Annotated in this window: 19 protein-coding genes; 16 read left to right on the top strand and 3 right to left on the bottom strand. The window is 32.7% G+C overall.

Annotated elements, in window-relative coordinates; all coding sequences use genetic code 11:
* Window positions 1–4: 4 nt before the first annotated feature.
* From P0R33_RS09520 to P0R33_RS09480, 9 genes are all read left to right on the top strand, one after another.
* Window positions 5–2,128, top strand: coding sequence for an energy transducer TonB (locus P0R33_RS09520; RefSeq protein WP_276175212.1), 2,124 nt, complete (start codon window positions 5–7; stop codon window positions 2,126–2,128).
* 158 nt (window positions 2,129–2,286) lie between these two features.
* Window positions 2,287–3,189: a heme o synthase gene (cyoE, locus tag P0R33_RS09515; protein WP_276175211.1), complete on the top strand. Its 903-nt coding sequence runs from the start codon at window positions 2,287–2,289 to the stop codon at window positions 3,187–3,189.
* Between the two features lie 2 nt (window positions 3,190–3,191).
* Window positions 3,192–3,779 carry a cytochrome c oxidase subunit 3 gene (locus tag P0R33_RS09510; RefSeq protein WP_276175210.1) on the top strand — a complete coding sequence of 196 codons (588 nt, stop codon included), beginning with the start codon at window positions 3,192–3,194 and terminating at the stop codon, window positions 3,777–3,779.
* A gap of 42 nt (window positions 3,780–3,821) precedes the next feature.
* Window positions 3,822–4,808, top strand: a complete 987-nt coding sequence (locus P0R33_RS09505; protein ID WP_276175209.1) for a cytochrome c oxidase subunit 3 — start codon at window positions 3,822–3,824, stop codon at window positions 4,806–4,808.
* A gap of 19 nt (window positions 4,809–4,827) precedes the next feature.
* Window positions 4,828–5,178, top strand: a complete 351-nt coding sequence (locus P0R33_RS09500) for a cytochrome C oxidase subunit IV family protein (protein ID WP_276175208.1) — start codon at window positions 4,828–4,830, stop codon at window positions 5,176–5,178.
* Window positions 5,179–5,256: 78 nt separating this feature from the next.
* The gene (locus tag P0R33_RS09495; protein ID WP_276175207.1) at window positions 5,257–5,898 is read left to right on the top strand and encodes a hypothetical protein; all 642 of its coding nucleotides are present in this window, start codon (window positions 5,257–5,259) and stop codon (window positions 5,896–5,898) included.
* A gap of 11 nt (window positions 5,899–5,909) precedes the next feature.
* Window positions 5,910–6,596 (top strand): SCO family protein, encoded by a 687-nt coding sequence (locus tag P0R33_RS09490; protein WP_276175206.1) that lies wholly within the window; start codon window positions 5,910–5,912, stop codon window positions 6,594–6,596.
* A 3-nt stretch (window positions 6,597–6,599) separates the two neighbouring features.
* Window positions 6,600–7,184, top strand: a complete 585-nt coding sequence (locus tag P0R33_RS09485; protein WP_276175205.1) for a DUF420 domain-containing protein — start codon at window positions 6,600–6,602, stop codon at window positions 7,182–7,184.
* Window positions 7,185–7,260: 76 nt separating this feature from the next.
* A complete protein-coding gene (locus P0R33_RS09480; protein WP_343593192.1) occupies window positions 7,261–7,437 on the top strand; it encodes a hypothetical protein in 177 nt (58 codons plus the stop codon).
* A 17-nt stretch (window positions 7,438–7,454) separates the two neighbouring features.
* Here the strand turns inward: P0R33_RS09480 and P0R33_RS09475 are convergent, their stop codons facing one another.
* On the bottom strand, window positions 7,455–8,861 hold the full coding sequence (locus P0R33_RS09475; protein ID WP_276175203.1) for a DUF4403 family protein: 1,407 nt from the start codon (window positions 8,859–8,861) through the stop codon (window positions 7,455–7,457).
* 177 nt (window positions 8,862–9,038) lie between these two features.
* Between P0R33_RS09475 and P0R33_RS09470 the strand changes: the two genes are divergently transcribed.
* The 7 genes from P0R33_RS09470 to tsaB all read left to right on the top strand — a co-directional run bounded on the left by P0R33_RS09470 (window position 9,039) and on the right by tsaB (window position 16,950).
* Window positions 9,039–9,740 carry an ABC transporter ATP-binding protein gene (locus P0R33_RS09470; RefSeq protein WP_276175202.1) on the top strand — a complete coding sequence of 234 codons (702 nt, stop codon included), beginning with the start codon at window positions 9,039–9,041 and terminating at the stop codon, window positions 9,738–9,740.
* Window positions 9,733–10,977 carry an ABC transporter permease gene (locus P0R33_RS09465; RefSeq protein WP_276175201.1) on the top strand — a complete coding sequence of 415 codons (1,245 nt, stop codon included), beginning with the start codon at window positions 9,733–9,735 and terminating at the stop codon, window positions 10,975–10,977. The genes P0R33_RS09470 and P0R33_RS09465 overlap by 8 nt, the downstream gene beginning before the upstream one ends.
* 2 nt (window positions 10,978–10,979) lie before the next feature.
* A complete protein-coding gene (locus P0R33_RS09460; RefSeq protein ID WP_276175200.1) occupies window positions 10,980–12,245 on the top strand; it encodes an ABC transporter permease in 1,266 nt (421 codons plus the stop codon).
* A 38-nt stretch (window positions 12,246–12,283) separates the two neighbouring features.
* A complete protein-coding gene (locus P0R33_RS09455) occupies window positions 12,284–13,405 on the top strand; it encodes an efflux RND transporter periplasmic adaptor subunit (protein ID WP_276175199.1) in 1,122 nt (373 codons plus the stop codon).
* Between the two features lie 86 nt (window positions 13,406–13,491).
* Window positions 13,492–14,943, top strand: a complete 1,452-nt coding sequence (locus tag P0R33_RS09450) for a TolC family protein (protein WP_276175198.1) — start codon at window positions 13,492–13,494, stop codon at window positions 14,941–14,943.
* A gap of 6 nt (window positions 14,944–14,949) precedes the next feature.
* The gene (locus P0R33_RS09445) at window positions 14,950–16,242 is read left to right on the top strand and encodes an efflux RND transporter periplasmic adaptor subunit (protein WP_276175197.1); all 1,293 of its coding nucleotides are present in this window, start codon (window positions 14,950–14,952) and stop codon (window positions 16,240–16,242) included.
* Between the two features lie 36 nt (window positions 16,243–16,278).
* Window positions 16,279–16,950: a tRNA (adenosine(37)-N6)-threonylcarbamoyltransferase complex dimerization subunit type 1 TsaB gene (tsaB, locus tag P0R33_RS09440; RefSeq protein WP_276175196.1), complete on the top strand. Its 672-nt coding sequence runs from the start codon at window positions 16,279–16,281 to the stop codon at window positions 16,948–16,950.
* Window positions 16,951–16,954: 4 nt separating this feature from the next.
* On the opposite strand, the gene P0R33_RS09435 is transcribed toward tsaB, so the two are convergent.
* Together P0R33_RS09435 and P0R33_RS09430 are read right to left on the bottom strand one after the other, a co-directional pair.
* Entirely contained in the window at window positions 16,955–17,767 is an 813-nt protein-coding gene (locus P0R33_RS09435; protein WP_276175195.1) for a mechanosensitive ion channel domain-containing protein, read from the bottom strand.
* Window positions 17,768–17,853: 86 nt separating this feature from the next.
* Window positions 17,854–18,240, bottom strand: coding sequence for a YtxH domain-containing protein (locus P0R33_RS09430; RefSeq protein ID WP_276175194.1), 387 nt, complete (start codon window positions 18,238–18,240; stop codon window positions 17,854–17,856).
* Window positions 18,241–18,349: the final 109 nt, after the last annotated feature.

Raw genomic sequence — 18,349 nt, 5'->3', positions numbered from 1 at the left:
TTTAGTGAATAAGTTTTTTTTATCCCTTGTTTTAATTTTTTTGTTTTTAAATGCTTCGGCACAGCAAAATGGCAATACTTCAATTCAGCCTGGTTTTACTGCTGAGATGTTTCCTGTTTTTCCAAATTGTGAAAATTTGGATGGAAAAAAATTAGAGAATTGTTTTTATAAAGAAGTTCAGGATTTTGTATTTGGTAATTTTCAAGTTCCTGAAAATTTAAAAGAAAAAAAATACAAAGGAGACGTAAAAGTTCTTTTTGAAGTTGATGCGGAAGGTGTGTTTAAAGTAATTTATGTTTCGGCGGCAAGTGAGGAATTGTCAGCAGAAGCAAAGCGAGTTTTTGGAAAGTTTCCAAAAATAAAACCGTCAACTTATAATGGAAAACCAACTTATTCAAAATATACCATTTCAATTGATATACCTTTAAAGAATTCAGAACAAGTCGCTGCTGAAGCTTTGGCGGCTGCAGAAATTTTAAAACCAATTGAAAAACCTATGACAGAGTTGGATAGCATTGTTTATAAAAAATACAATAATCCAGAATTCGAAAGTCATTTAAATATTCCATTTTCACATAGTTATTATGCTCAGTTTGATGGCGCAATGAATCAGGTTGGAAGTAATAACCATACTGCTTCTAAACCATTTACTTACGAAGAAGTTTCAAAATATTATAATTTGAAAGCGGTTAATCAATCGTTGCAAAAAAATGTTTCGAGTTGGTTGGGAAGAAAATGGTGGAATGAAAATATGGTGCAGATTCAAGGCGAAGGATATTGGCTTGCTTTAAACCCGATTGTGGATTTGCAATTAGGAAAGGCTTCGGATATTGATGCATCTTACACTTACGTGAATACTAGAGCATTGAATTTTAGAGGAGGTTTAGGAAAGCAGATCAATTTTACAACAACATTTTTTGAAAGTCAGGGAAGATTTGCAGGATATTTTAATGATTATGCAGAGTCTATAAAGCCTTCTGGAGGAAATCCGGCGATAATTCCAGGTGTTGGAATTGCGAAAAGATTTAAAACCGATGCATACGATTTTCCTTTAGCGGAAGCTAATATTACCTACACCCCAAGTAAAATTTTCGATTTGCAATTGGGTTATGGAAGAAATTTTATCGGAGATGGATATCGTTCTCTTTTAGAAGGAGATGGTGCAAGTCCATATCCTTACTTTAAAATTAATACCAAGTTTTGGAAAATAAAGTACACCAATACCTATATGTGGCTGAAAGATGTTCGTCCAGATGTAACAGTTGATAGGACCTATGCAACTAAATTTATGGCGAACCATTATTTAAGTTGGAATGTTTCGAATAGATTAAATTTAGGTTTCTTTGAGTCGGTAGTTTGGACAGATACGAATAATAGAGGTTTTGATATCAATTTTGTGAATCCGATTATTTTTTATCGTGCCGTAGAATTCGGTTCTTCTTCTAGAAGCGGAAATGCTCTTTTAGGAATTACAGGAAAATATAAATGGAATAACAGTATTAACTTGTACTCACAATTCTTGATCGATGAATTTTCTGTTTCTGATGTTGGAGCTGGAAATCAAAGCTGGAAAAATAAATTCGGATTTCAGTTAGGAGCGAAATATTTTAATGCGTTTAATGTAAAAGATTTATTGGTTCAAGTAGAATTTAATCATGTGCGCCCTTATGTATATTCTCATAGTGCCGTTATTACAAATTATGGACATAATAACCAAAGTATCGGGCATCAATGGGGAGGTAATTTTAAAGAGCTTATCTTAATTGGACGTTATCATAAAGGACGTATTTTTGGAGATGCAAAAATCACGATGGGAACCAGAGGTTTGGATTTTGATACAGCAGAGGATTCATATAATTATGGAGGTAATATTTATAAAAGTTACGACGAAAACCGTCCTTATGATACTGGTGTAAAAGTAGGGCAGGGAAACAAGACGAGTGTTTTTATTGCAGATATTCAAGGTGGTTACCTAATTAATCCAATGACTAATTTAAAATTATTTGGAAGTCTTATTTACCGAAATTTTGATCCGACACAAGAGACAGCGTCTACTTTTAAACAAAGTACAACGTGGTTTAGCATCGGTTTGAGATCTGATATTTTTAATTGGTATTTTGATTACTAGGATTTTTAATAAGATTTTTCGAAATAATAGTGTTAAAGAATGCTGAGATCTTAGTTTATAAAGGTTTTATTGAAAAAAATCTAATTTTATAGGCCTAAATTCTACAATCTAATTTGTACATTTGCACCACTAAAAAAAATACACAAATATCAACGATATTGAACGCTGCAAAAAATACATTATCAATCAAATCAATATTTCTAGACTTTAAAGAGATTACTAAAGCCGGCTTGGCTATTAGTGTTTTGTTCTCTTCTATAGCAGGATATTTATTAGGTGTTGATTCAGAACATCCATTTAGTTGGAGTGTTTTAGCTGTTTTAGCAGTTGGAGGATATTGCATGGTTGGAGCCTCAAATGCTTTTAATCAAGTAATTGAGAAAGATATTGATTCTTTAATGGATCGTACTAAAAATCGTCCAGTTCCTTCAGGACGTATGAGTCCAAAAGTTGCTTTGTTGGTTGCGAGTTTGCTAACTATTATTGGTATAGCACTACTTTATACTATAAACGCTAAGTCGGCAATGTTTGCCGCAATTTCTATATTTTTATATACAAGTGTTTATACGCCATTAAAAACAGTTACTTCATTATCTGTTTTTGTTGGAGCATTCCCTGGTGCAATTCCGTTCATGTTGGGTTGGGTTGCGGCAACTGGAGAATTTGGTATTGAGGCAGGAACTTTGTTTTTGATTCAATTTTTTTGGCAATTCCCACACTTTTGGTCTATTGGATGGTTCTTGTATGAAGACTATGAAAAAGCAGGAATTTTTATGTTGCCTACAGGCAGAAAAGATAAAGGAACTGCATTGCAGGTTATTTTGTATACAGTTTGGTTAATAATTGCATCTTTATTGCCTGTCTTAGGTTTTACAGGACAATTGTTTATTTCGCCAATTGCAGCAGTTTTAGTATTTCTTTTAGGAATCTGGATGCTTTTTTATGCAGTAAAACTGTATAAATTAAGAACAGCAAAAGCAGCAAGAACATTAATGTTGGTTAGTGTTTCTTATATTTCGCTTTTACAGATTGTATATATAGTAGATAAATTTTTAAGATAGTTATGGAAATGACGTTGAAAACAAATGATGAACAAGCACAAAAGTCAAAATCAGCAAAACTGATTCTGCTTTTTGCAATGGTTAGTATGACCATGATGTTCGCAGGATTAACAAGTGCATTTGTAGTAAGTAAATCAAGAGCGGATTGGTTGAAGGACTTTCAGCTTCCTTCTGCATTTTATTGGAGCACAGCAGTGATTATCGCTTGTAGTGTTACCTTTCATTTGGCAAAAAAAGCCATTCAGAAAGATAATAGAAGCACAGTTACAAGCTTGCTTTTAGGAACTTTGGCTTTAGGGATTTTATTTATTGTGCTTCAATTTCAAGGATTTGGACAAATCATTGAAGAAGGGTATTATTTTACAGGACAAGGTAGCTCAATTACTACAACTTTTCTTTATGTGGTAACAGTTACGCACTTGTTGCACTTAGCTGGCGGATTAATTTCACTTTTAATTATAATTTATAATCATTTTAAACAAAAATACAATTCGACTCAAACTCTTGGTATAGAACTAGGTGCGATGTATTGGCACTTTTTGGATTTATTATGGGTATATTTATTTTTATTTTTATTTTTCTTTAAATAAGAAAAAAACGTAAATTTGGGAACTTTTTAACGAATATCTTTTATGGGAGCGACAGTTACTACTGCAAACAACGACGAAAAAACTTGGGGAGGCGGTCATGAGATCCAGCCACTAGGATCAAGTTATGGTAAAATGATGATGTGGTTTTTTATCGTATCAGATGCCTTAACATTCTCTGGATTTCTAGGAGCTTACGGTTTTTCTAGATTTAAATTTATTGAAACTTGGCCTTTGGCTGATGAAGTGTTTACTCACTTTCCATTTATGCATGGTGTTGCGGCTCCAATGTATTATGTAGCATTAATGACTTTTATTTTGATCTTTTCTTCTGTAACAATGGTTTTAGCTGTTGATGCAGGACACCAATTGAAAAAGACAAAAGTTGCTATTTATATGTTCTTAACTATTATTGGAGGTCTTATTTTCGTTGGTTCTCAAGCTTGGGAATGGAAAAACTTCATTAAAGGTGAATATGGAGCAGTTGAAACAGTTGGGGGAAGTTTACTTCAATTCGTGGATAAAGACGGAAAAAGAGTTGCTTTAGCTGATTTTGCTGTTAAATTACCAGAACAAAGAGAAGCTTTAACAAGAAGCCATTCAACTTGGTTTATGGAAGATGCTCAATCACTTCCAACTTATACAGTAGCTGAAGTTCAAGCTGGATTTAAAGCACATCCTGAAATTTTAATTAGAACAGAAAAACTTACTGATAAGAAGAAAAAAACGGTATTATCAAGAGAAGAGTCTGAAGCACATTTAGCATCTGCTAAATATGTTGTAGAAGGAGCTAACTTGATCAGAAACGAATACGGTAATAAATTATTTGCTGATTTCTTCTTCTTTATTACAGGTTTCCACGGATTCCACGTATTCTCAGGAGTTATTATCAATATCATCATTTTCTTTAATGTATTGTTAGGTACTTATGAGAAGAGAAGAAGCTACGAAATGGTAGAGAAAGTTGGTTTATACTGGCACTTCGTAGATTTAGTTTGGGTATTTGTATTTACAGTTTTCTACCTAGTTTAATTTTTAGCATTTAATTATTATGTCACACGAGCACGTATCAAATACAAAAAGAATCTGGTTTGTTTTTGGATTACTTTCATTAGTAACTACAGTAGAAGTTATTTTAGGTATCTACAAGCCTGCATCATTAGAGTTTACGCATTTTATCGGTTTGAATTTGTTAAACTGGATTTTCTATATCCTAACAGTTTTCAAAGCATACTATATTGTATGGGCATTTATGCACATGGAAGGTGAAAAAAGCAGCCTTAGATGGTCTGTGGTTTCTCCTGTTATCTTCCTAGTTTTATATTTATTGTTTATTCTGTTAACAGAAGGGCATTATATTTATGGGGTTTTTAAAGATTCTACTATTAAATGGAATTTTTAACATGATATTAATTCGAAAAGAGTCCCGATAACATCGGGATTTTTTTATTTTTGTACCTCAATTATTTCCGTTAATACAATGAAAAAAAATATAGTTCTATTTGTACTTTTTGTTCTTCCAATTGTAGCTTATTTATTTTTTGCTTCTGGTGTAAATAGTTTTACGACACTTCCTGTAATAACACCAAAAGTTGCTGACTTTGGAAATTGGAAATCCCTAAACGGAAAAAAAATCTCATTAGATAAAAAAATAACTGTTCTTGGTTTTGCAGGTTCAAATATTTTAGAAAATCGAGGAAACTATTTCAACTTAAATGAGAAAATCTACAAGCGTTATAATGGTTTTGAAGATCTTCAGTTTGTAGTCTTGTGTCCGCTTGGAACAGAAACTGAAGCGCAAAAAATTGTTGATGCCTTATCACCTTTTACAGATGTAAAAAACTGGAACTTCGTATTTGCATCCAAAGAAGAAATTCAAAAATTCTATGATGGACTTCATTTAAAAGAAAAACTAAATGAAAATCTTGGCACCTCAAATGTTTATATTATCGATAAGGAACGTAATCTTAGAGGAAGAAAAGATAAAAAAGAATACAAAGAAGGTTATGATACTTTTCACCCATCAGAGTTAAGCAATGAAATGTTGGATGATTTTAAAATTATCCTGTATGAATACCGTGCAGCTTTAAAGAAAAATCATAATGCTACAAAACAACTTTAAAATCATTTATAATGTTTAAGAATAAATCATATATCGGAATCTCTTTTATCATTTTGATTTTTGGGATTTACGCCATTCCTAAAATTGTCGATCGTGTTAAAAATGGTGATGTTGTTAAAGGAAACCGTTTGGATAACGTTGGAGCTAAAACTCCAAAAGACACAAAACTTTTGACAATTGGTCCAGCTCCAAAATTCGAATTAACAAATCAGGATAACGCAAAGGTTTCTAATGAAACGTATAAAGGAAAAGTATATGTTTTGGAATTTTTCTTTACAACTTGTCCATCAATTTGCCCAAAGATGAATATGAGTATGTTGGAGATTGAAAAGACTTTTTTTGGAAATCCTAACTTTGGTATTGTTTCGATAACTATTGATCCAAAACACGATACTCCGCAAGTTTTAAAAGACCACGCTAAATTATTGGGCGCAAAATCGTCAAATTGGAATTTCTTAACAGGCGATAGAGATGTAATAATGGACTTGTCTAATAAGGGATTTAATCTATACGCGGGTGCAAATGATAAAGTAAGTGGAGGATTTGAGCATTCAGGTTTGTTTGCTTTGATTGATAAAGAAGGTAATATTCGTTGCAGAAAAGATGAATTTGGGAATCCGAATATTTATTATGACGGTTTAGACAAAAAAGGTGTACGCGATATTCAGGAGGATATTAAAATTTTATTAGCAGAATAAGTGATGGAAGATAATTCTTTAGAAAAAAAATATAATAAATTAATTGTTGCAGTTTCAATTATAATACCAGTTGTCGTTGCAATTTTGTTTGGAGTTAAGCTTAAAGATTTTGGTTTTAATGTTGAACCATTATCATTTTTACCTCCAATTTATGCTACTACAAATGGAATTACTGCAGTAGTTTTGGTTTGGGCGGTTTTGGCAATCAAAAACGGGAAACAGAAATTACATGAAAGGCTAATGACTTTTGCAATTGCATTGTCTGTTGCTTTTCTAGTTATGTATGTTGCTTATCACATGACAGCAGATTCTACCAAATTCGGTGATTCAAATCATGATGGAATTCTTGATGCTGTAGAAAGCGCTAAAGTTGGATCGCTGCGATTAGTGTATTTTATTATTTTGATTACGCATATTTTGCTTTCGATAGCAATTATTCCGCTTGTTTTGATTACCTATGTAAGAGCGCTTGGGCAGCGTTTTGATAAACATAGAAAAATAGCTAAAATCACTTTTCCAATTTGGCTTTATGTAGCTGTAACAGGAGTAGTGGTATTTTTAATGATTTCTCCATACTATGCACACTAAAAATAATATTCAAAAGTCAAAAGTCAAATTTCAAAGTTTTGTTTTTGGGATTTGTTTTTTCTTCATTGGAATTTCAATGAACGCGCAATGTGCGATGTGTCGTGCAGCTTTATCGGGAGATTCTAATATTAAAAAAGCTGAAGCAGTAAACGATGGAATAGTTTATTTAATGGTAATTCCTTATCTACTGGTAGCGGTAATTGGCTATCTGATTTATAAAATGTATACATCTAAAAAGAAAAAAGCAGTGTAATTTTACACTGCTTTTTTTTATTTCAATCCATTTACAGAAACATTAACCGTTCCGTTTATTTTAATGAAAGCGATAATTGCCTGATTGGTTAATTGAATTTTGTCAAACTGTATATCTTCCATTTTTCCATTTACAAAAACACCTGGCATCGGAGAATAATTTTTCAAGTAACCTGCCATGTTTTTTTTGCCTTCTTCTAAATTGGGTTGAATGGAATAGCGACAGCTTTCTTCCATTTTCCTTAAAACATATCCTTGAGCAAGCCAATTTGCTGTTCTCATTAATTTGCTTTTAGTGTCTAAAACATAATCTAATTTGTCAAAGTAAATTTCTTTAGTCTGAGGATTATATTGTGGGGAGCCATTTAAGTAAAGTGTGCCATTTATCGAACCTAAAACATCTAAAGCGATCACCATTTTTCCGTTTTTATGCCAAATAGTAACATTTTTTACGGTTACTTTTTTGCTTCCTGAACCAAATTCTTGTCCAGCAAAATTCTTAGTCATAATTTTCGAAGCATCAACATAACTTGAAATTGCGGCAATGTTGGCTGAAATTTGGTTTGGAATTTTTGTAACAGGTTTTAGAATGATTTTATTAGCATTAAATTTTGATTCTGGCTGTTTACCAACAATAGTTTCCATATTGCACTTCATTCCCATGTCTAACAAAAATGAATCGTTTTTAAGTTTGGCATTAGTCGAATAAATCTCGATTGGAACAATTCTTAACCAGCTTTCGTAAGTGTCACTCATTTGAAAAGGAGTACAAATTTTTTCAACAGCCTGAAGAACATTCGGTTTAAAATCCATTGATTTTTCAATTGCTTCATCAATTTTCTTTTCCAATTTATTTTTGAAAATAGAAATTGCAGGATTAATTAAGTAGGTAATCGGCATATTTTTACCAAAAACGTTCATCGTTGGGCTTTCGCTCCAATCGATAGATTTAAATTCAGTTTTTGTGGTAAGTTTCCAATTTGTTAAAGCGGCTTCGCTAGACAATGTGATAGTTCCGTTTAAGTTAAACTCTCGAATATCGTATAATTCTACACCTAGTTTTTTGGTTCCGATTCGATATTTAATATTCGCTTTAAGCGGTAAAATGGTTTTAAGTTTTTTATCTGGATTTGAAGGATCGTTTTGAATCTTAATTGGAGCTTGTTTCCAAATTTTCATTTCGATATCATCGTCATCAATTGTATTATCTTCGTAAATCAATCCGTTTAAAACTGCATTGGTTTGGTTTTCAATATCAGTCAATTTTATAGTAATCGGCAGATTTATAAATGAAGGGTTGATGTCGTAAATCAGTGGACTTGCGTCGTCTGGTTCTGGTTTTAATGTTTCTAATTTTTGAGAGGAAGAACAGCCAGTAAACAAGATATAGGCAGTAAGTATTGTAATGATTGAAGTCAGTTTCATTAATATGAATTTTTAATACTGGAGTAAAATTACAAAAACAATCATATTTTATTAAAAAAGTGTAACATTTAGTAAATATTGAAGTCTTATACAAGAATGCTAACGAAAGTATTAACTTTTTATTATCATAAATTACTTAATAAAAATGTTATTATTGTCTAAAAATTTAACAATACCATGATTGAAATTAAAGATTTACACAAGTCCTACAAAATGGGAAGTTCCGAATTGCACGTATTAAAAGGTATAAATTTTAATATTGAAGAAGGTGAATTAGTTGCAATCATGGGTTCATCTGGTTCTGGTAAGTCGACACTCTTAAATATCTTAGGAATTTTGGATGAAGCAGATTCAGGAAGTTACATTTTAGACAAAACACCAATTAAAAAATTAAACGAAACAATCGCTTCAAGATATCGAAACAAATTCTTAGGTTTTGTTTTTCAGTCTTTTAATTTAATCAATTATAAAAGTGCATTAGATAACGTTGCAATGCCTTTATATTATCAAGGTGTAAAGAGGAAAGAACGTTATGAGATTGCCATGAAATATTTAGAAAAAGTTGGTTTAGGAACTCATTCGCATCACTTGCCAAGTGAACTTTCTGGAGGACAGAAACAGCGTGTGGCAATTGCTAGAGCATTGGCTTCAAATCCGAAAGTTTTGTTGGCAGATGAGCCTACAGGAGCTCTTGACACGAAAACTTCTTACGAGGTTATGGAACTTATTCAGGGAATTAATGATGAAGGAAAAACAATTCTGATTGTTACACACGAACCTGATATTGCAGCAATGTGCAAAAGAAATGTGGTCCTAAAAGACGGACTTATTATTGACGATAAAAAAGTAGAACAAGTTAGAGCTTCGTCTTATGTTTAATATCGAGCGTTGGCAGGAAATATTTGAAGCCATTTCTAAAAACCGTTTAAGAACATTCTTAACCGGAATTTCTGTGGCTTCGGGAATCTTCATTTTGGTAATTTTACTCGGAGCTGGTAAAGGTCTTCAAAACGGAATTGAAAAACAATTTGAACGCGATGCTGCCGGAATTATTGAGGTTTGGTCTGGAACAACAACTAAAGAATATAAAGGATTAAATCCTGGACGCCAAATTCAGTTTAGAAATAGCGATTACAATCAATCTGTTCAGAAGTTTGAAGATAAATTAGATTTGAGAGCTTCGACACAAAATTACTGGGGACAGTCTTTTGCCTATGGTAAAGAATCTGGTAATTATCAGTATCGTGGAGTTAACCCAGATTATGGCGGAATTGAAAATTTAACTATAGTTCAAGGTCGTTACATAAATGCTAAAGACTTGGAAAGCAACGCAAAAGTGGCTGTTATAGGAATGAAATTAAAAACAGATTTGCTTAAAGATAAAAATGCTATCGGAGAAGAAATCTTAATAAACAATATTAGTTTCAAAGTAGTAGGAGTTTTTACCGATCCAGGAGGAGAAAGAGAAGAAACTCGTGCGTATCTGCCATTGACTACTGTTCAGAAAACGTTTGGTGCGGGCGATAAGATTAGCAATTTGTTTTTTACATTAAAAAAGACAGATAACTATAATGAAGCATTAGCACAATCTGAAAAGTTTACCCAAGATTTAAAAAATCTTCTAAAAAGCAAAAACATGGTTGCACCCGAAGATGATAGTGGTATTGGTGCGTATAATTCGGTTAAAGATGCTAAGCAATTTTATGATCTGAACTTATATATCAGACTCTTTTTCTGGTGGGTTGGTATTTGTACCATTATTGCTGGAGTTGTAGGAGTTAGTAATATTATGCTTATTATAGTGAAAGAACGTACAAAAGAAATTGGAATTAGAAAAGCACTTGGCGCTTCTCCATTTTCTATCATTTCTATGATTCTTCACGAATCGATATTTATTACAACAATTGCTGGTTTTGTTGGTTTACTTGGAAGTTTGCTATTATTAGAATTTGTTGGGCCGATGGTTCAAAGCGAATTTTTTAGAAATCCCGAAGTAGATTTTAGTGTGGCATTAACCACCTTAGTAATGCTTGTTTTTGCAGGCGCAATGGCTGGATTTTTCCCAGCTTACAGAGCGGCCAAAATTAAACCTATTGTAGCACTTAGAGACGAATAATTATGTTTAGTAAAGATAATTGGGACGAAATTTTACAGGCTTTAACGGCAAATGTATTCAGAACTATACTGACTGCTTTTGGTGTATTTTGGGGGATATTTATTTTGGTAATATTACTTGCGGCAGGGAATGGTCTGGAAAATGGTGTGAAAAAAGGATTTGACGGAATTGCCACAAATACAATGTTTATGTGGAGTCAGACAACATCTAAAGCATATAAAGGTTTGCCAAAAACGCGCCGTTACGATTTTAGAAATAGTGATGTCGCAGCGTTAAAACAAGCGATACCAGATTTGTTGTATGTTTCGCCAAGAAATCAACTAGGAGATTTTAACGGAACAAATAATGTTGTTAGAGGAACAAAAACTTCTGCTTTTACAATTTATGGAGATTATCCAGAATTGATTAAACAGCAGCCAATGGACATTATTAAAGGGCGTTTTGTAAATCAGCAAGATATTAATGAACGAAGAAAAGTAGCTGTAATCGGGAAAGGTGTTATTAGCGAACTTTACGGAAAAGAAGAAGAAGCTGTTGGGACTTATATAAAGATTAATGGGATTAATTTTATGGTTGTTGGCGTTTACAGATCTAAACAGCAAGGAGGTAATGCCGAACAAGAGCAAAAGAATATTTTTATTCCATTTACAACCTTTCAGCAGGCTTTTAACTATGGCGATAAAGTTGGTTGGATGGCACTGACGGCAAAAGATGAATCTTCTATAACAGAGTTAAAGCCCAAAATTTTAGAGATTATAAAAGCTTTACATTCGGTTAATCCGACTGATGAGCGTGCAGTTGGGAATTTTGACTTGTATGAGCAATTTAACAAAGTACAAAGTTTATTTAATATCCTAAAAGTGATTGCTTATTTTGTTGGAACCTTAGTTCTGATTTCTGGAGTAATCGGAATTTCAAATATTATGCTTATCGTGGTTAAAGAGCGTACAAAAGAAATTGGAATTAGAAGAGCTCTAGGAGCAACACCAGCAAATATTAGAGCGCAAATATTATCAGAATCTATATTTTTAACCATCATTTCTGGAATGCTAGGAATAGCCGTCGCCACAGGAATTATTGCGCTTCTCAACATGGCGTTAGATTCTATGCCTCCCGGTGGAGATACTATGTTTGCCAATCCGAGTGTAGATTTAAGAGTAGTGTTTGTGGCGCTATTAATATTGGTTGGTTCAGGATTGCTTGCCGGATTTATTCCAGCGCAGACTGCCATTAATGTTAAACCTGTAGATGCTTTAAGAACAGAATAAAATTATCAATCAAAATAAATCGATTAAACCAAAAACAAATGAAAAAAGGAGTAACGGTAACCATTTTAATATTTATTGCAATTGTATTTTTTGGCGCACTTTATTATTTGTATGCTAAAAATCAAGAACCGCCAGTTGTATTTAAAACGGAGAAAGCAGAAATTAAAACTATCGTAAAAAATACTATTGCGACAGGAAATATTCAGCCTGATGAGGAAGTTCTAATCAAACCAAATATCTCAGGAATTATTGAAGAAGTTTATATCAAAGCAGGAGAAAAAATCAAAGCTGGAGATATGATTGCTAAAATTAGAGTTGTAGCAAACGTTTCTAATGTAAGCAGTACTCAAAATCAAGTTACAACGGCAAAAATTGCTTTAGATAATCAAGAAAAACTTTATAAAAGACAAAAAACATTATTTGAGAAAGATGTTATTTCTGCAAATGATTTTGATGCCGCTCAAGTTGCTTATAATCAAGCAAAACAAACGTATTTGGCAGCAAAACAAAGTTTGGATATTGTGAAAACAGGAACAACTTCTTCATTTGGAACTTATGCAAATACTTTGATTCGTTCGACAGTAAACGGAATGGTTTTAGACGTTCCGGTAAAAGTTGGAAATCAGGTAATTGAAAGTAATAATTTTAATGAAGGAACAACCATTGCTAGTGTTGCAGATGTTGGAAGAATGATTTTTATTGGAAAAATCGATGAATCTGAAGTTGGAAAAATCAAAGAAAAAATGCCAATTGAGATTACAATTGGAGCTATAGAAAATAAAAAATTTGAAGCGGTTTTAAACTACATTGCACCAAAAGGAGTAACCGAAAATGGCGCAATTCAGTTTGAAATAAAAGCACAGATGATCAATAGAGATGATACTTTTATCAGAGCTGGATTGAGTGCAAATGCTTCTATTATTTTAGAAAAAGCAGATAAAATTCTAGCTATTAAGGAATCATTGGTTCAATTTGACAAAAAAACACAAAAGCCTTATGTGGAAATTGAAACAGCTCCGCAAAAATTTCAGAGAAAAGATTTGGTTCTTGGAGTTAGCGACGGAATCTACGTTCAAGTTAAAAGTGGAATAAAAGATACAGATAAAATAAAAATCTGGAATCAGGGCCTAATTAACGAAACGGATAAGGAAAAAAAATAAGCTAATTTGAAAGTTTAAGGATCTTTTTGGTTTTAAAAAATGTTAAATTTGCGTGGTTCGGTTTACTGCGCTTTCATTAAAAAAATATGAAAATAAACAAATATAATAGTCTGGTTTTTGCAATGTTATTCGGTTTCGGATTAACTAGCCAAGCGCAATCAAAAAAATGGACTTTGGAAGAATGTGTTCGATACGCATTAGAAAATAATATTACGATAAAATTGACAGAGTTAGATTTGAAATCTGCTGCAATTGATAAAAAAGGCGCAATTGGAAATTATCTTCCAGCTGTAAATGCAAATGCTTCTCACTCTTGGAATATCGGTTTGAACCAGAATATTACAACAGGTTTACTAGAAAATCAAACTACACAATATTCTTCTGTTGGAGCTTCTGTTGGCGTTGATATTTACAAAGGACTTCAAAATCAGAATAATTTAAGAAGAGCAAATCTTTCTATTGTCGCTTCAAAATATCAATTGTTAAAAATGCAAGAGGATATTTCTTTGAATGTTGCAAGCGCATTTTTGCAAATTTTATCTAATAAAGAAGATTTAAAAGTTAAAAAAGAACAATTAGCGATTGATGAAAAACGCTATACGCGTTCTGAAGAAATGGTAAATGCCGGAACAATTCCGCGTGGAGATTTGTTCGATTTAAAAGCGACTGTTGCTACTGATAAGCAAAATATTGCAGTTTCTGAAAATAACTTATTGATTTCGAAATTAAGTTTAGCACAGCTTTTACAATTAAAAGAATTTGCTGATTTTGATGTAGTTGAGGACAATAAATTGGACGATGAGAATAATATTTTATCGCAATCTCCAATTGAAATTTATGATAAAGCGAAAGAAATTAGAACAGATTTAAAATTAGCTCAAACCAACCTTGAAATTGCAGAGAAAAATGTGGCAATAGCAAAAGGAGCTTATCAGCCAACGTTAAGTGCTTTTTATAATTTTAATACCAGAGCTAGTTATTCTGATATCATAACTGGTTCTACATTAAACACGGCAAATCCAACCACTCAGATTGGATATGTACAGGGAACAAATCAACCTGTTTTAAGAGATAATTATTCGTCTGTTTTAGGTAATGCACAACCTATTTTGGATCAGTTTAATGATAACAAAGGGCAATCTTTTGGATTACAGCTTTCTGTTCCAATTTTTAATGGTTTTTCGGCAAGAAATAATGTTGAAAGAAATAAGGTAAGTTTAGAGAAATCTAAAATAGATTTAGAACAAAAAAGTTTAGATTTACAGCGTAATGTTTATACTGCATTTACAGATGCAAAAGCGGCTTTAAACACTTACGAGGCTTCGACAGTTACTTTAGAAGCGAGACAGCAAGCATATAATTTCGCTAAAGAAAAATATGATGTAGGTTTGATGAATGCATTCGATTTTACGCAAGCGCAAACATTGCTGACTAATGCACAATCTGATGTAATTCGAACAAAATACGATTACATGTTTAAAATTAAAATACTTGAATTTTATTTCGGAATTCCAATTGTTCCAATTATTACAAAATAATTTATTATGTCAAAAAAAACAATTTATTTCTTAGTAGGTGGAGCTGTGGTGCTCATTATAGCTTTAATCGGTCTTTCAAAGGCAGGAGTGATAGGAAATAAGGAAGAAGGAAAAGAAGTAGAAACGTCAAAAGTAATGGCTTCAACAATTGTTGAAACGGTTTCTGCAACAGGAAAAATTCAACCAGAAATTGAAGTTAAAATCGCTTCAATGGTTTCGGGCGAAATTATTGCATTAAATGTAAAAGAAGGACAAGTTGTTAAAAAAGGTGATTTATTGGTTAAGATAAATCCTGATTTATACACTTCTGGATTAGATCGTTCTGTTGCAAATTTAGCAGGAACCAAAGCCAGCCTTACGCAATCTGATGCTAGTTATAAAGAAGCTAAAGCAAATTATGAACGTAATAAAACATTATACGATAAAGGTGTAATCTCAAAATCTGATTGGGACAAAGCTATTTCTACTTATGAAGTTGCGAAAGCTACAAAACAAAGTGCTTATTACAATGTTCAGAGTGCATCTGCGTCAGTTACAGAAGCTAAAGATAATTTAGGGCGTACAACTATTTATTCTCCAGCAGACGGAACAATTTCTGTTTTGAATGTGGAATTAGGAGAAAGAGTTTTAGGAACTCAGCAAATGGCAGGAACAGAACTTTTGCGTGTTGCAAACCTTAATAATATGGAGGTTGAAGTAGATGTAAATGAAAATGATATCGTAAAAATTAAAATTGGAGACGAAGCAAATGTTGAAGTAGATGCCTATTTAAAAAAGAAGTTTAAAGGAATTGTAACTAGCATTTCTAACTCTGCAAGCACAACGCTTACTTCAGATCAGGTAACTAATTTCAAGGTAAAGGTTCGTATTTTAAAAGAATCTTATCAGGATCTTTTAGAAGGAAAACCAAATACATATTCGCCTTTTAGACCAGGAATGACTGCAACGGTTGATATTATTACAACAACAAAAGCGAACGTTTTGGCAGTGCCTATCAGTTCTGTTGTTGTAAAATCGGATACGGCAGCAGTAAAAGCAATTACCGTAGAACTTCCAGACGAAGAGAAAAAAGCAACTCCAAAGAATGATAAAAAATTCGAGTGTGTTTTTGTTAAAGTTGGTGACAAAGCTCAAATAAGAGTAATTAAAACAGGAATTCAGGACGATACAAACATTGAAGTAATGTCTGGATTAAAAGCTGGAGATGTTGTAATTACTGGACCTTATACAACTGTTTCGAAGGATCTTAATTCTGGAGATAAGGTAAAGCTTAAAAAAGCAGAAGCTCCTAAAAAATAATAAAAAGAATTCAATAATATTTTAAAATTTAATACTTTGTCTTTTATTCTCAACATCGAAACGGCTACTAAAAATTGTTCTGTATCTGTCGCAAAAGATGGAAAAACAATTGCTTGCAACGAGCTAGCTGACGAAGGATATTCGCATGCAGAAAAACTTCATGTTTTTATCGAAGAAGTAATTGCAAAAGCAGGAATTTCAGTTCAAGATTTAGTCGCAATCGCTGTAAGTCAAGGTCCTGGATCTTATACAGGATTGAGAATTGGTGTTTCGGCAGCAAAAGGTCTGTGTTATGCTTTAAATATTCCTTTAATTGCTGTAGATACACTTCAAACGTTGGCTTCTCAAGCTGAAGTTACAGATGGAAAAATTATTCCGATGTTAGATGCTCGCAGAATGGAAGTTTATAGCGCCATTTTTAGTTCAGATTTGACAATCGATAGAGCTATTAAAGCGGAGATTATAGACGAAAATTCATTTCAAGAATATACTGATAAACTCTACTTTGTGGGTGATTGCGCCGAGAAATGTAAACCTGTTTTAACTAAAGGGAATTTTATATTTTTAGAAGATGTAAAATATCCTTCTGCAAACGCAATGAGTAAAATCAGTTATGATAAGTATCAAAAAAGCGACACTGTAGATGTCGCTTATTTTGAGCCTTATTATTTGAAAGATTTTATGATTGCTCCTCCAAAAAAGCAATAATATTTTATTTCTGTATCGTATACGGCTGGATTGAAATTCCAGCTTCATCCAAAGCAGTTTTGCAGTTTTCTAAGGTTTCAGAAAAAACAGCTCCGTAATTGGCATTTTTAGCCCAAGGACGAACTGCAAAATCTATTGAACTTGCAGATAAATTTTTTACAAAAACTTCTGGTGCAGGCGTTTTCAATATTTTTGGATTCTTATTTAAAACATCCAAAAGAACATCTTTAGCTTTTTTAATATCTGAGTCGTATGAAATTGAAAAGGTCAAATCAGCTCTTCTTTCTCCCTGCATAGAATAATTGATAATATTTCCGTTTGATAAAGCTCCATTTGGAACAAAAACCGTTTGGTTATTTCCCGTCAGCATTTTAGTTACAAAAATCTGAATTTCAAGAACTGTTGCAATAACACCTTGTGCTTCTATTGTATCTCCCACTTTAAATGGCTTAAAAACAATAATAAGCATTCCGCCCGCAAAGTTGGAAAGAGATCCTTGTAATGATAAACCAACTGCAAGTCCCATTGCTCCTAAAATAGCCACGAAAGACGAAGTTTCAATGCCTAATTTAGAAATAAAGGTTACAAACAATAATATTCGTAAAGCCCACAATAAAATATCGGCTAAGAATTTTGTTAACGTTGGATCCAGATTTCGCTGAATCATGATTTTTCTCATAATGCGATTGATCAATCTGATGGCGTATAAACCAATAAATAAGATGATGAATGCAGAGATTAATTTTGGAGAATAATCAACTAAAATATCAATAAATCTGCTAATGTATTTACTGACTTGTTCTGGGCTAAGGTTCATGATTTTAAAATAAAAAAACCTTCTCAAAAGAGAAGGTAGATTGGTACTGCAAATATAAAAATATTTACATTATGAGAAAATTGTGTTTATGCTTTACCGTCGTCTTCGTCGCCAATTTCGCTTGCATCAACTACGGTTTCTGTTATAACTTTTGGACTTTCGTCACTAGTTAAAGCTGCTGCTTTTTCTTTAACAGAATCAATAACATCGCTTACAGCTTCCGTAGCTTTTTCGGCGTATTCTGTCACTGTTTCTTTTGCCTTGTCAGCATAATCAGATGCGCGGTCAATAATTGGTTCCGAAACTTCTTTTACTTTATCGATAGTTTCTTCTGCAAATGTTTCGGCTTTTTCAATATATGGCGCAGCGGCTTCTTTTACTTGTTCAAAAGTATTTTCGGCACTAGTAGCCAATTCTGCAGCAGACTCTTTTGTCGAGCCAAATAAATTTTTAAAAAATGAAGATAATCCCATGGTTTTTAATTGATTGGTTATAAGTACAATATTAATTAATTTTATAGAATTAGTCGTTTTTTTATTGGTAAATAATTGATAATAAGTGATTAAAAACGAAAAGCGCCTT

Source organism: Flavobacterium sp. YJ01 (genome assembly GCF_029320955.1).
Lineage (GTDB): Bacteria > Bacteroidota > Bacteroidia > Flavobacteriales > Flavobacteriaceae > Flavobacterium.
This window is presented reverse-complemented; position numbering and strand designations above follow the sequence as displayed.